General features: G+C 35.9%; 11 protein-coding genes. 1 reads left to right on the forward strand and 10 read right to left on the reverse strand.

Going from position 1 to position 15,182, the window contains the following annotated elements:
- Positions 1-77 precede the first annotated feature (77 nt).
- The 10 genes from NE668_RS08175 to NE668_RS08220 form a co-directional block, all read right to left on the reverse strand.
- On the reverse strand, positions 78-1,271 hold the full coding sequence (locus NE668_RS08175) for an O-antigen ligase family protein (protein ID WP_058948361.1): 1,194 nt from the start codon (positions 1,269-1,271) through the stop codon (positions 78-80).
- A gap of 64 nt (positions 1,272-1,335) precedes the next feature.
- Positions 1,336-2,277 carry a VirK/YbjX family protein gene (locus NE668_RS08180; RefSeq protein ID WP_058948360.1) on the reverse strand — a complete coding sequence of 314 codons (942 nt, stop codon included), beginning with the start codon at positions 2,275-2,277 and terminating at the stop codon, positions 1,336-1,338.
- A gap of 4 nt (positions 2,278-2,281) precedes the next feature.
- On the reverse strand, positions 2,282-3,346 hold the full coding sequence (locus NE668_RS08185; protein WP_004692926.1) for a glycosyltransferase family 4 protein: 1,065 nt from the start codon (positions 3,344-3,346) through the stop codon (positions 2,282-2,284).
- Positions 3,347-3,416: 70 nt separating this feature from the next.
- Entirely contained in the window at positions 3,417-5,441 is a 2,025-nt protein-coding gene (locus tag NE668_RS08190; protein ID WP_058948358.1) for an LTA synthase family protein, read from the reverse strand.
- Positions 5,442-5,507: 66 nt separating this feature from the next.
- Positions 5,508-6,263, reverse strand: a complete 756-nt coding sequence (locus NE668_RS08195; protein ID WP_058948357.1) for a glycosyltransferase family 2 protein — start codon at positions 6,261-6,263, stop codon at positions 5,508-5,510.
- 58 nt (positions 6,264-6,321) lie between these two features.
- Positions 6,322-7,317: a glycosyltransferase family 2 protein gene (locus NE668_RS08200; protein ID WP_058948356.1), complete on the reverse strand. Its 996-nt coding sequence runs from the start codon at positions 7,315-7,317 to the stop codon at positions 6,322-6,324.
- 13 nt (positions 7,318-7,330) lie between these two features.
- Positions 7,331-8,992 carry a PIG-L family deacetylase gene (locus NE668_RS08205; RefSeq protein WP_227037178.1) on the reverse strand — a complete coding sequence of 554 codons (1,662 nt, stop codon included), beginning with the start codon at positions 8,990-8,992 and terminating at the stop codon, positions 7,331-7,333.
- Between the two features lie 44 nt (positions 8,993-9,036).
- Complete coding sequence (locus tag NE668_RS08210; RefSeq protein ID WP_227037179.1) at positions 9,037-11,070, reverse strand: LTA synthase family protein; 2,034 nt, start codon at positions 11,068-11,070, stop codon at positions 9,037-9,039.
- A 237-nt stretch (positions 11,071-11,307) separates the two neighbouring features.
- Positions 11,308-12,486 carry a transcriptional regulator gene (locus NE668_RS08215; RefSeq protein ID WP_227037180.1) on the reverse strand — a complete coding sequence of 393 codons (1,179 nt, stop codon included), beginning with the start codon at positions 12,484-12,486 and terminating at the stop codon, positions 11,308-11,310.
- A 437-nt stretch (positions 12,487-12,923) separates the two neighbouring features.
- Positions 12,924-13,523, reverse strand: coding sequence for a class I SAM-dependent methyltransferase (locus NE668_RS08220; protein ID WP_227037181.1), 600 nt, complete (start codon positions 13,521-13,523; stop codon positions 12,924-12,926).
- 254 nt (positions 13,524-13,777) lie between these two features.
- Here NE668_RS08220 and NE668_RS08225 point away from each other — a divergent pair, with 254 nt between their 5' ends.
- Positions 13,778-15,133 carry a hemolysin family protein gene (locus NE668_RS08225; protein ID WP_004692934.1) on the forward strand — a complete coding sequence of 452 codons (1,356 nt, stop codon included), beginning with the start codon at positions 13,778-13,780 and terminating at the stop codon, positions 15,131-15,133.
- The last annotated feature ends 49 nt before the right edge of the window (positions 15,134-15,182 follow it).

A 15,182-nucleotide genomic window follows, 5' to 3' on the forward strand; every position in this document is an offset into this window, starting at 1 on the left:
TCTTTAAGTCTATTTGAATCCTACTTAATTGTCTATTAAATGATAGTTAAATGCTTTCCAATACAGCTATACGATTCTCAATTATCCCGCAATTGAAGCATTATCCCCATAACAATCCAAAACATTCGAATACCAGATGAGTTACCCCAAGTATAATCAACAGATCCAAATAAAAATAAATAACTAATAAAACCAACAATAATTGATAAATCATAAGGATTTGCAGACATAATATAATTTTTTACTGATTTATAGATTGTAAAAATTGAGAATCCTAAGAAACCAATAAGTCCTAATATGCCAGATTCAGAAGCTATTTGTAACATATTATTATGAGAATGTCCTAAATTTTGCATTTCCTGCTTTAATTGATATTGTTCTGCATACTTTTTTCCCCATAAGCCAGGACCAACACCTATAATGGGATGATCCAAAATCATTTGCTTATCGGCTTTCCATACATAGATACGGCCTAAATTTGAACCATCACTAGTTATATTAAAAGTACTTTCTAAACGCTCCATATAAGATTGATTACTAGTAAATGCATATCCTATGCCTACAACAGTCACAAATAATACTAATATATAGCGAATATTAACAAAGCAATAGCGCAATGTAATCAGTACGCCGTTAATTCCATTAAATAACCAGGAACCTCGGCTTTGGTTTCCCCACATTCCCAATAACATACCAAACAAAGAAAATACAGCTGATATTCTTACATACGAAGGAAATCTTTTATCATAGGCAACAATTAAAGCTAATGGAAAAGCTAATGTTAACAACATAGCTAGTCCCATCATAGAGCCATGAATAACGCCACCTGCGCGACCTCCTGGACCTACATTATATCCTAGTAAATATTGTACAAAGGCAGATAAAGCATCAATGCCCATATATACAAAAAATACTGATAATATGGTGTATAATTTGCGAGAACTTTTAATACATAACAGGATTGGTACGATGATTAATACCTTCCAAACCCAAATATTAAAGAAATATTTGGTCGTCACTAGTATATCATCGCTTATAAATGCTGATGGCAATACACACAGCAACATCACTAAATAAGCCCATCCATATTGGCGTATCGATTGTGGTACAGAGATTTCATGTCGTCTATACCAACAAGTTATTAAGGTCATCAAAATAATGAGACCATACATCAAATTCCCAAAAGCCATAGATGACCGTGTCATACATATCATAATCGAAATGAGTATCGTTAGTACCATTTCCGCATTGTTAAGTATCCAAGATTTCATACTAACTCCCTTATCCCTTATTCATATTATTTAATAATCAAGCATTGTTACTGTTTACATATACTTATTTTATTAAATGTTTCATATGGTCTTGAATTTCTTGCTCATATTGATCGAGTAAATCATAGCGTTTACGATATTGACTACGTTTTTGTGACTTAATTTCCTCGATTGGTTTTCGGTATTCCTCCAATGGAATTTTGAAAAACCGTTCATCGCTGCATACTACACCACCAGATTCCTCCCATAATGAATCTAGCTCTGCAACTTTAGCACGATGACCGCGAACTAAGTGTGTATTAGCATAGAAACCTTCATCAGATACAGCATAGATAGATTCTACCTTACAAATGACTGCTATATGACGCAAGAGGAACATAATAAAGTTTTTTGGTCGATAACCAAACATTTTCTTAGTAACTGTTTTAGCATTATCAAGACCATCTTTATAACCTTGAACAGTGCCTATCCACATGGCAGGCTCCCCATTAAAGCCTTTCCCAAAACGGAAGTTAGCATGATATACACCTTGTTTGCCCAATGTTAGTAACAATGTCAAAAAACCTTCTTTTCGTTGCCCAGGTCCATAATATAAACGGGCCACCATATCAAGCTCTTCCGATTCCCATATGATAAAACCACGCTTCATACGACTTACGTCATCATAAATATTATCTGGATCTACAGAGTACATTTCACGAATTGCTTCATCTGTAAATACAGCTTTCAAATAATCAAAATGATTAATAATAGCCTCTAATCGTTCCTGTGGTGTCGAATTTTTAAACAAAAAATATCTTGTCATTAACTCATATAAACCAACTTGACGGTCTAATAGTACTGAATCAGGTGTGTAGCTTGCAAAATAATTCTCTAAGTCCTCTATTTCTCGTTTATTGCGGATAGAGCGCATTGTATGAAGGAAAGTACGTCGTGTCTCCCTCCAACTACGTTTGCCATATATTTTTCGGCCTTTCCTCCATTGATTTTGTATATACTGTAACACCTTATCACCTCAAATTACAAACTATCTTATCTATGGAATCCACCATCTTGTCGATGGTAAAAGTAGACTTCACACGTGTATATCCATGTTCAATTATAGATTTTCGAACTCCATCATTCTCCATTAAGCCTTGAATAGCCTCTATAATAGATTCACTATTAACCGTATCTATGAGAATACCAGATTTTCCATTCTCAATAATCTCTGCTTGCGCCCCTGATGTACTTGTTATAACGGGCACCTTGCAATACATAGCTTCACATAATACGAGACCAAAAGCTTCCTGCACCTTAGAGGGTGCTACTAAACAATGAATAGATCGATACCATCGATTCATATCCTTTTGAAAGCCCATGTACTGCACATATTCTTCCATCTGATGCTGCTTGATATACTGATTCATTTGTTCGATATCAGCAGACTTACCGTCTCCACATATAACTAAACGAACCTCATCAATTTTATTATGAATCACTCTAACCGCATCTAAAAGATCAAAGATTCCTTTATTTTCAATGATTCGACCTGCATAACCAACGATAAATGGCTTATTTGGAATATTATCATCAGAAACATCAGAAAAACGACGTGTATTAACGCCATTGTAAACAAGATGGTATTTATCAATTATGTTTGGAATGACTTGTGCATCGTAAACCTTTTTAGACACACATATAAAAGCATCTACCTGTGATTGAATCCACTGATGGTACATATCTGTTTTAGCTTTTATTACATTATGCTTATAAAAAATGAGTTTAGCACCCGTTAAACGCTTTAAAGCCAAGCATAATAAAATATATTTTCCTGAGTGACATTGAATAACTGTGATTCCCTTCTCTTTTATATGTTTTACAATAGATAAAAGAGAAGTAAATCCTTTATAGGAATAAAGATTAGCTGTTAAAACCTCTGCTACTTGCTCAAATCTTTCTTGCAATTCATGATTTGAAACATCAATCAAAACAAAAGAAGGTATCTGCCGTCTATGTAGTTCATCGCACATATCATATACGTATTGCTCTCCGCCGCCCCAAACTTTGGCGCCTACTACGTTCAGTATCGACATAGATACCCTCCTTCAAATATATACTGTAGTTAACTATATATAGTTAATCATATATGAAATTATTTTTCATCTATTTTTTAGAAAACAATATCTTTTCATGATTAATGAACCACATAGTCAATAATGTCCAATCACGAGCATCATTCCCATGATTATTAATAGGACGAATTGGCTCAACCGGTTTATAGGATGGTATATTGCTTTCACCATAATCCATACGAACATCGCCCATCATATGAGGCGTAATCCATTGATACGGTGTAACTAATGTATCTGGCTGTTCATCAAACAAGGACGGTACGATGGAGTAATATTCAAAACCCTTTGGTGCAATAGCTTCAATAATGGTAGGCATGAGACTCATATGCGTGCCAATTGGCGCTGTAATCGTGTCTTTAGTGAAAGCAGGATGTTGCAACAATCCTACGGTACAGAATGTGTCGCGCAAGGTATAGTCTCGTTGAATTAAGGATGTATTATTCAAAAAGCCAAATAGATTAGAGTGGTCACCAGTGACAACGAATAAACTATCTGGAAAGGCCTTTTTCATAGCATTAATAAAGTTAAAAATAGCCTTATCACTATAGCGATAAGTAGCCAATTCCTTATTGCGTTTCTTATTGGATTTTAAATCATCTCCAAGGTTTGGCATGACCTGTTTAGGATCATAATCTAATAAGGAATCCTCCATTTTATAAGGACCATGATTGGATGTAGTATAAATAAAATGGAATGTAGGATGTTCTAAGGATTTGATTTCCTCTTCGATATGTTCTAAAAATACATGGTCATAAACGCCTACCCAAGTCTTAGGTGCATCGGGGCCGCAAAAAACAGAAGCGCTTTCCACTTGATCAAAGCCTTGCGCCTTACCAAAGTGATTAAAGTTGCCGTACGATGCATTGCCACCATACCAGTAAATCGTATCATAGCCTAAATTCTTCATTTGAGATGCCAAAGAAGTCGGCAATGGTTCATGCCAGAAGGCTTCCCGTTCATTGATTTCCATACCCGCATCATAAACACCGGATAACAGACTCACAATGGATGGGCGAGACACATTACCAGCAGGCAAGAAATTAGGTACTTGCGCCGTATGAGGATTATCTTTAAAATCCCATAAGCCAGGGCATATATTGAGATCCTTGTAAGGTTCATCAAGAGACCACTGAGGGATACTTTCACCAACAATAAAGAAAATATGCTGTGGTTTATCAATACGAGGACCTGATGCAACGCGCTTGAATGCATGAAGTGGTGTATTCAAATCCTGCCAAGAATCTTTATATTCCTTAGGAACAATACGGTGAATCGCGTCATCAATGTCCTCAGCAGATGCCGTATATTCATCACGAAGTGGATGTTTTAGCACTGTTTCTATGGCACATAGATCTGGCACCGTTGCACGAGCAAAGAATATATCCTCTTTTATCACTGTAGGAATCGTATCCCACTCAGGTTTATCATCATGAGATAATGTTCCACCATAGCGGAACCAATAAAATCCCAAAACAGAGATAGCCACAAGCCCTATATTCCAAACTATAGTAGGCCAAGTTCCTTCAATAGTTGGATATGGTATAGATGGCAATGATAAAAAGAAATTTCCTATGTACCAGGATATAAATGTAATAGGAATTAATCCTAAGATGACAAGCATTCCTCGATCTTGATTAAAGAATACATCAATTAAATTATGTTTTTCTGCATGATTTCCATAATGAACCATATAGTTGTACGTATCATGGAAATGCTTGTAGAAAATCATTTTTCCTGCAAAGGCTGCATATAATACGCAGGAATAAATGGTTAATCCTACCAATCGTACAGCATCTTCTATTTGATGATACCTATCAAATAATAATGCAGGGAGCGTCACCAATACTAAGGGTAGTAAGAATACATAAGCATCAAAATCCATGCCCCACCAGAAGCCGTAACGCAATGAACCCAATACAGATTTCCAGCGTCCCTTCCATGTGGGGTAAGGATTATACACAATCATGAATATGATTCGAAAGATGGTACTCAATATAGGGGCCCAAAGCATTAGTTTTATATTTTGTTGTAGGGATAGAAAAAATTGTTCACTCATTTATGCTTCCATATCTACATCAAGAACAATACTTCCCCATAGCAATTTACTATACTAAATCACTTATTATAATTGCCCATTAGATTTATTTAAATAATATAATTTCACATATTTCGTCATGGTGTACATCATATGGTAAATAGATAATAGAAAGCCTATTTTTCCATCTAATATGCCACCTTGCAAAATATATATCTTAAAAAATGCCCATGTTGGACGCAATAAAATATCCCCTAAAAAACTACAAGACTTCCCTTGTGCCTTGTATTTGTTAGCTGCTGCTGTCGTATACTTATTAAACTTCTCAAAGAATTGATGCCAGTTATCATACGTATAGTGATATAATTTTCCCTCTAATGTAGCTTGTGGATAGGGACTGATAAAAACTTCATGAACAGCACCTTCTACAGTTGCTCCCTCTCGAGGCATCAATCGTAACACCTTATCAGGTCTTACCACACCATGAGTTGCCTGATTATGATGGAATAGATTATATCTATGTAACCAATAAGCCTTCGGTTCACCTTGGATAGCTCGTTGAATAGACTTTGCTAACTCTTGTGATACGCGCTCATCAGAGTCGACAAATAGAATCCATTCACTCTGGGCTTGTGAAATACCAAAGCGTCGTTGTTGTGACCAATCTCCATTTAAAGGATGCGGTATAACCTTTGCACCCAGTTCAGTAGCAAGTGATACGGTTTGATCTGTACTACCATCATCGATAACTAAAATTTCATCAGCAAATTGAATACTCTTAATACAATCTACAATATGTTGTTCTTCATTGCGGGCTAAGATAATAGCCGTAATTGTTGACATAAGTTGCCTCAATATTCATATAATTTCAATCCGGATATAAAATTAATTACTTATCCAATTATAAAGATTTCTTGATTCGTTCTAATCCAAACATCATATGACCATACAGTTTTGAGATAAATGGAGCATGGAGTGCACCGTATAATAACACTTGATATTTGGAACCAATGGAAGGCATATCAGAAGACCGTTCCTCTTGTTTTAAATACTCTAGCATATGCTCTATCTGTTTTTCTTGTAATTCTGGTTTTGCTAAGTTAAAACCAATTCCCCCAACAGCACTGCGAATAGCTCTATGACGACAGTATCGCACAAAGTCTGTCATACCTAGTTCCTCAGCTAATGGTTGACGATATAAATATGAACAAAATAACCCATATTTGCTCTTTGCACTCCAATTACTTGTAATCGAATTTTCATTATCACAATTATAAAAGTAAAGGGATTTTTGTAAATAATATACAGATGAAAGATTTTTAAAGACCAACGGCATAATCATAAGGTCCTCAAAATCTGTATTTTCTTTTAATCGAATTTCTTTCCACGCATTTGCTTTAAAAAATTTATTACATAAATAATTTGGAATTTTATCCTCAATCAATGCTGTGTATGCACTTTTAATATCTATGAAATAACGTTCATCCATATGTCGTGGACTTATCTTGCCATTTTCTACAACAGCGATATCAAAAACAACTACATCTACTTGTTTCTCATTAATTGTTGATAAGCAATCTTCTATCATAGTCGGTGCTACGTAATCATCACCATCTACAAAGGCAATGTATTCCCCTTTTACGATAGCAAGTCCATCATTTCGCGTCTTACTAACACCCATATTACGCTCATGATGAATAACAGTAATTCTATCATCTTTTGCTGCATAGTCATCACAAATTTGTCCACTATTATCTGGTGAACTATCTTCAATCAATATGATTTGTAAATTACTATATGTTTGATTTTGTAAACTTTCGATACACTTACCAATATATTCTTCTGCTTTGTACACAGGAATAACTATAGATACTAAAGGTCTATATTGATTTTCCATAATTAACTCCCTCTTATTTATAAGCTTTTTCCGCTTTATATCCCTTTTTATATTTTGATTTTACTTGTAAATAATCTAATTTATCTTGTAATTGATTACACTTCAAAGCAAACCAATCTTTAAAGGTACCTTTACGAATAGTGCCTTCACAAAATACAGAACCATCAATAGACTCTAGCCGCAATTGTAATGGCTTAGTTGTTAACTCCCGTTCAATCAAAATCTGTAATACAGATTCATCGATATATTTATCATTGATAAGCCATCTATATGTATTTTTTTGTTCTGATTCTCTATATGTAAGCATATCTTTTCTAATGCCTTCAATATAAGACGTAATCATAGGGATTTTTTCACCTGGATACACCACCCAATTATACATAAAATGATTATCTGCTAATATATGACAATAATCATACTTATCATTAATAGCACTATACAATTCTATTTCAGATAACCCCAAACATTGTTTATCAATATATATATCAATCCACTCTAAGAATAATGGTTTATCAAAAATATAAGATATACCCTGCCCTATATGAATAATTTCATCTAGTTGCACATGTTTACCAGCACTAGTTTCAATACGAATAGAGCATAATTCATGAGACTTATGTACACTACCAAATAACTGAATTACCTGTATCTGAGTAATTTTTGTAAAAGAAATATGAACCTTACGTTCTGTATCATCTACTGATGGCATCCACATATAGTTATTTGCATCATATACATTAGATTTGACATCTACAGTGTTAAAACGTAAAAAGTCATTGAGATAGTTAGCATTCCCAGATGAAACTGTTATATCTGCATGTAAAGCTATATTATCGGTTCTTCTTTTCCAAAATACTTGATCGCCATTAATAAGTCGAGAACCACGTTTATACCCTTGTTGACTCACATGAGACGCCATAGCCTTAAAAATAGGATTTTGTATTAATTTCTTTTCTCGACATGCTTGAGGAACCGAAATTCTTAGACGATGTATCCAAGATAAAGTTGGATTCCCTGTACTAAATTCATCAGTTGGTAATGCTTTTTTATTTATTACAGTAGATAATAGGTGATTATTATAGTAATCATCTATCGTTTCATAGCCTGTAGCATAAGCAAAGCCTTTTAAAAGTTGAGGTCTAAACTCAGTATATTTTATAATCCATTCCATTGCACTTTCAACTGTAAATGTACATAATCTATGGTCTACATGAGTATCATAATCCGTTGCTATAATTGTATCTGGTTTAAAATGTAAAATTGCATCAATCACAGATTCTACAATACCATTCCAAGAATATGGTTTGGGCTTAGACATTACTAAACTAGCAAAATCAGCTCCATATGTTTGATTATGATTAGCATGACTCGTAATAATTGCCGATTTATTATAAATGATTTCATGACCAATAAAATCGCCAAATCCTAAGAAAATAATATTCTCTTGAGGTAATCCAATTTCTTTAGCCATTTGATATGTCTCATTACATCGCACATCAAAAGTATATTCATAATCACCATTTGTAAGAAAAACTACATATACCTCTAGCCCTTCTTGTATCGCCCCATATATAGTGGCACCAGCCATATTAATCTCATCATCTTCGTGAGGAACAATAAACATAACTGAATGACCATGAAAGAATTTTTCATAAGAAAAACTAGATGTATTCATAAATAGAAAAACTCCCAATTACTAATTCTATATATTATTTACAATTACTGTATAACATCCCCATGTTTAATACGCCATGCCGCTAGTTCTCGCATGTTTTTAATCATATCCCCATAGGATTGAGGCATGCTCGCACTTTGTTCTAGGACTTTTCCGTTTTTATCTAGGTATAATCTATGGTTAAAGACAAATTCCTCTTGTGTAAACAAACTAGGCACCATGGCTTCATAGGTTTGACCTGGACGGCCTACCAATTCCGCCAAGGTTGGAATGATTTGAATACTCATGCCGAACGCATTAGGAGCAAGCCAATCTTTATGAATACCTCGACCATAGAAGATAATCGGAATCGTAGATGCCACATTAGGCCCTACTTCACGAGCAAAGTTAAAGCGTTCACTATGATCACCAGTGATGACGAAGAGCGCAGACGGATCTGCTTTTTCTTCATTAGCAATAAAGTTCCCCATCACGTGGTCTGCGTACCAAATATGACCCATTTCATTCAATTGCTTTTCATCATCGGAAATAGAATCAGGTACATGACCTTTCACCTTGCTCGCATCAAAGCCTTCCTTGGCCACATTGATGCTATACGGCGGATGATTAGAGGTTGTCATAATCACATTGAGGATTTTTTCCCCTCTATGCTGATCCATGTAGGCAGAAATAGCTTTAAACAAGTCTTTATCGCCTACGCCCCAAGCATTGCCGTCTTCGCTTGGCATTTCAGAGGCATCGTGGAATTCATCGAAACCTTGAGATAAAACAAAGTTTTTAACATTTTGCCATGTGCTAAAGCCACCATACCAGAATACAGTCTTGTAGCCTAGCTTTTTCATAACAGAACCAATGCCTAAACCATAGGGCTCTTTGAAACTTTCACCTTCATAGTTAGGATATAGCCCTGTATCGGGCATCCCTGTCAACAAACCATTGATGGCTGGCATCGTGCCCGTGCCTTGCGCAAGGGCTAGCTGCGTGCTCATCGCTTGAGGGCTAGCAGCATATTTACGACCTTGCTCAACGAGGTACGCCCCAGGCTCGTTATATTCAGCGAGGAACGGCCACAAGCCATAGGATTCTCCAAGAACGAGGTTTATAGACTGCGGTTGATCCGCTAATCGTTGTGTCGTAATGGTTCTCGTGAAAGAACCGTCAAAATTTGTACCGTTAAACTTACCACCAACGGCAGTGATTTTTTCATTTAACTCTTGAGGCGTTAAGTTAATAACCTCAAGCTCAGCCGTCCGTTTTACAATGCTTTTAACACGATAAAGAGCCTGTACGTCGTCTAGAATATTTTCGTTCAACAAATTGGAACTAAGTCGGGCCGCACTTTCCCAGTTGATGGAATTTGTATAGCTGAAAGCGCCGCCGAATCTAAAGAATAGGCCGAGTACACCGATAGCGACAGTTAATCCAATGCCCGTCATCCATTGCGTTTTCTTCGATTTAGGATACCAAGTAGTACAAAGTCGTTGATGATCTGCAGAATCACTATTTCTTAGAGTATCTGCATCATCACCATTCCTTAGGTCAACAGCGTAGTCACTATATTTCTTCGTGTTCCACGCTAAAAAACGAACTAGGAACCAACAAAGAGCTGCACTCAATACAACAGCTCCAACGATGTACATCAATGCATTATATTCATTGATGGCTGTATTGATAATGGCACCGATATCATCGTTTTTACCATTGATGAGCATCGCATTATAGGAAGAATTGAAGATTTTATAGAATGGAATACGTCCCAGGAATAAGAAAGTTAACAACACCGTTGCAATAGAGTAGACAACCTGTTTGATCCGTAAGGACGGCCATTTAGGTACAAAGGTATGCACCAAAGTGCCCCCTAAAAAGCCCAATAAACACAAAGAACCGACGGTCTTGAGACTCAATCTAAAGCCTAGCCATAAGGACGTGAGGATATTCTCCATCGTCACAGAAGCTAGTTGTGATTGAAATACTGCAAGAAACACGATTCTAAATGCAGTCAACAAAGCAGAGAAAAAGATAAATACCTTAATCTCTGTTCGTATGCCTTCAAATAATCGCTGCCATCGGTTCATCATTAACCCCTAACTGTTGAATCTTATAACCAAATTGTTAATTCACTAATCCAACTATATTGTTACAAATATAACAAAACTACATAACTATCAATTATTTCGGATATTTCTTACATTTAGGACCTTTACATCGTTTGCATTTACCGCATCCACGGTCGATAGTCTCAGCACCTGCTGATTTCTTCGCACTAGCACTCTCCTTGGCCATCTTTTCAGAGGCCTTACTATTCCATACGGAAACTATCGATTTTGCTTTTTTGCGGATTCATCCTTTTTGGATTTTTTATCCTTTTTCTTGTCTTTCTTCTTATCTTTTTTCTTGAAAGTATCAGCCAAGAAGACTGTTTTTAACTTATCATTTAAGACTTTAAGCTTCTTTTCAGCTTTGTCTTTCTTTTTCTTTAACTTTTCTTCGTCTTTAGAGCGTTTTTCTTCCTTAGACTTCTTGTGTTTTTTCTCTTTTTTATCTTCTTTAGACTTTTTATCTTTCTTAGATTTTTTCTCGCCTTTGGACTTTTTGTCTTCTTTGGATTTCTTATCCTCTTTAGATGTTTTATCTTCCTTGGATTTTTTATCTTCCTTAGATTTCTTATCTTCAGAACCGTTGATACGCGCCCATTCATCATCAACGCGTTTCAATTTCTTTTTAAGAAGCTTCTCCATCTTCTTATTTGTTTTATCGGACTCTAAACCGGCTTTACCAAATAATAAAGCATTCACCGCCGTGTATGGATCGATAGACGACATATCCTCATCATCCACGTTAGCTGCCTCTGATTTCTTATCTTTTGAAAGTTCATCAAGACCATCTACATCTAACGCTTCATCCTCATCTAAATGATGAATTGCTAAGCTTTCAACGCCTTCTAATGGTTTTACATCAAGGTGCTCAATCGCAGTATCTTCAAAATCCGCCATTTCCTTACCAGAGCTTTCACCAAAACCAGTAAAGAGACCGCCTATAGATTTTAATTCATTCAATTTAATATGATTCATGCCCACCGTAGAATCATGATGCACAGGAACATCAGATAATTGTACCTGTTCCATAGCATATGCATCATCATTATAACTAGCGCCCTTGCCAAGTTCAGATGTATTAGAAATGACGATATCTTCCTTATCGTCGCCTAACACATCACCAAATAGATCTTCTTCTAAAGATTCGTAAGAATGCAATAAGGCCATACGTTTTTGAACATCTTCAATTTGATTCCACAAATCAACGAGAGAAGATGTATAGTACACCCGTTCTTTTACCTCTAAATACGCTTGGTAAACGATAGATAATTCGGTCTCATTAAGGCCTTCCTCTGCACCAATTTCTTCAATCATTTGTTGAATCTGTTGATCTCGGTCATATCGTTTAATTAACGCTTTACGAATGCGTTCAATCAACATTGTATCGATGAGTTCCATATGCACCTCCTATATTCAATACACTCAGTCCTACCCGCTACATTAGCGTATACGAATCAATGTATAGAATCATAAAAATAAATTGATTTTATAATCTCTAATATATTATTATAGCAGAATTTATCTGCTTTTTCCTTAATAATATGTGTAAAAGTTCCTTAAAAATAGAATAAAACCTCAATTTAAATACGTTCCTAATAGTATGCATTTCATACTACTAAAACACTATTCAAACCGAGGTTATTTAATCAAATTTATATACATCATATTCATATATAAACTTACTATATTAAAATCTTATATTTATTTGTTACATCAATCTAATATGTATTGCATCCATCGGATTTTTAACTATTACATCAAAATATATCTAATTGTTACATAAATGTCTTTAAAGGTCTTAAATTATTTTATTATAAAAGTCTTAAATTACTGCACTAAAACAAGTTAACTGAATAGACGAGAATTCGTTCCTTTGTATCGCTTCCTTCAAAGAGGTCACTACAATCAATAGGTTCCTCTTGTTCCAAGCGCACATGGTTATTTAAAAAGTTCTCCACCTCTTCATTAACATAGTAGAAAAATAACTTAATCTCCCGAGGATTATGATATAGCGAATCAAAAATATTTCTTAATACCCGCTTAATCGTATGGAGTGCAAAGGGATTAAAGAAAAAGCATCGATCAGCCTGATCTGGCAATTCATACAGCGCTGCATCACCTAGTACAAAGCTTACACGATTACGAGTTGCCGGGCTTTCACCATTAATTAAAGCCTTTTCATAGAGCCGTTCATCGTATTCGATGCCTATAGAATGGCAGCCCGTTTGGTAAGCCATGAAAATACTCACTCGGCCCTTGCCACTACCATAATCGATGAGCGTATTTTTCTTGCGAATATGACCACTATTTGCTAAACGCTCCAACACGCAATAATCCGTCGGCTCGTACGGATGATGCTCCGTATCGGAACGACTATCATCGCGACCAGAGGTTTTAATTTGTAATACACTTTCCCACTCTTGCTCTGTTGCCATCTATATAATCCTATTATGAAGCCTAAATTATATGACCTAATACTGATATTAATCTTAATTTCTATACATACTATACCCTTATTAGGGTACTATTTACTAGTCCAGTAACACCTATAGTATATAACAAAAGCATCCACATCGGGTGCTTTTGTTATATGAAACACTTATTAATGTCGATATGGTATACTAGGAGTAATATTTCTATTATTCTCATGTGCAGAATTATATGTCATTAAAAAGGAGTATCTACTTACATGGACAGTGATCTGACCTTAGATTTTATCATTATCATCGTATTAATCATTGCAAATGGTTTATTCTCCATGACGGAGTTAGCCATTGTAAATGCGAAAAAACGTAAACTTGAAGAGTTAGCAGAATCAGGCAATGAACGCGCGAAAACAGCCTTTGAATTATCAGAGAACCCAAATGAAATGTTCTCTACCATTCAAATCGGCATCACCCTCGTAGGTATTTTAACTGGTTTGTATTCTGGTGCCACCTTCTCTAGTCCATTAGAAGAAATTTTAGTATCAAATATTCCAAGCATCGAACCATACGCAGCCTCTGTGAGCTCCTTCATTATCGTTGCTATCATTACCTATTTATCCCTCGTTATCGGCGAACTTGTGCCTAAACGCTTGGCCTTAAATAGCCCTGAAAGCATTGCCGTTGTAGTAGCAAAACCAATTTACTGGCTATCTGTGGCGTTGAAACCAATCGTTAGCTTCCTCGGCGTTTCCACAGAATTCCTCTTAAAAATGCTAGGCGTTACTGTAAAAGAAGAAGCACCTGTTACAGAATCTGAAATTAATAAAATGCTTACCGAAGGCGTTGCTATGGGTGCTTACGAAGAGGAAGAACCTATCCTCGTAGAAAATATCTTCCATCTTGCAGATATGAACGCAGGTGATATAATGACTCCTCGTACACAGCTCAAATGGATTGATCTTAACGGCACGGAAGACGAAATCATGGAGGTCCTCAAGAATGCCAACCATTACCGCATTCCTGTAGGTACCGATTCCTTAGATGAATTAAAAGGTCTCGTTACCGTATCCGATGTATTAGTTCAAATTATGCAACGTCCTAGTGAAAGTTCCATTCACGATATCATCAAAGCTTGTTTGAAAGAACCGGTTCTCGTTCCTGAATCCATTTCACTCATGAAATTATTGAACGTTCTACGTACAGAAGGCGTTCACGAAGCAATTATCCTCGACGAATATGGTGGTTTTACTGGCCTTGTCACCTTGCATGACATCATGGAAGAAATCGTAGGCCTTATGCCTTCTGGTGAGGAAGAAATCAAGGAAGAAGAAAACAAGATCATCGAACGCGATGGTGCATGGCTCGTAGATGGCCTTCTTAACGTAGATGAATTTAAAGAATTCTTCCACATCGATCAAGAATTGCCAGGCGAAGAAGACGACTTGTACAAAACTATGGGCGGTCTTTTAAACGTCCTCTTCGGTCGTATTCCAAAGGAACTCGACAAGGCAAAATGGAACGGCTATACCTTTGAAGTCATCGATATGGATCATACTCGTATCGATAAAATCCTTGTAACCTATGAAGAACCTATTGTAGAACAAGAAGAAGAAAAATAAAGTTCAAAAATAAATAGACAAAATCTAAAGAAGTGAGTTCTCTTACTAT

Source organism: Veillonella parvula, assembly GCF_024461875.1.
Taxonomy (GTDB): Bacteria; Bacillota; Negativicutes; order Veillonellales; family Veillonellaceae; genus Veillonella; species Veillonella parvula_I.

Bases quoted from the DNA above. Each gene is read 5' to 3' on its own strand.
- NE668_RS08215 (WP_227037180.1), bottom strand. From the start codon at position 12,486: ATGGAACTCATCGATACAATGTTGATTGAACGCATTCGTAAAGCGTTA.
- NE668_RS08185 (WP_004692926.1), bottom strand. From the start codon at position 3,346: ATGTCGATACTGAACGTAGTAGGCGCCAAAGTTTGGGGCGGCGGAGAG.
- NE668_RS08205 (WP_227037178.1), bottom strand. From the start codon at position 8,992: ATGAATACATCTAGTTTTTCTTATGAAAAATTCTTTCATGGTCATTCA.
- NE668_RS08200 (WP_058948356.1), bottom strand. From the start codon at position 7,317: ATGGAAAATCAATATAGACCTTTAGTATCTATAGTTATTCCTGTGTAC.
- NE668_RS08175 (WP_058948361.1), bottom strand. From the start codon at position 1,271: ATGAAATCTTGGATACTTAACAATGCGGAAATGGTACTAACGATACTC.
- NE668_RS08210 (WP_227037179.1), bottom strand. From the start codon at position 11,070: ATGATGAACCGATGGCAGCGATTATTTGAAGGCATACGAACAGAGATT.
- NE668_RS08225 (WP_004692934.1), top strand. From the start codon at position 13,778: ATGGACAGTGATCTGACCTTAGATTTTATCATTATCATCGTATTAATC.
- NE668_RS08195 (WP_058948357.1), bottom strand. From the start codon at position 6,263: ATGTCAACAATTACGGCTATTATCTTAGCCCGCAATGAAGAACAACAT.
- NE668_RS08220 (WP_227037181.1), bottom strand. From the start codon at position 13,523: ATGGCAACAGAGCAAGAGTGGGAAAGTGTATTACAAATTAAAACCTCT.
- NE668_RS08190 (WP_058948358.1), bottom strand. From the start codon at position 5,441: ATGAGTGAACAATTTTTTCTATCCCTACAACAAAATATAAAACTAATG.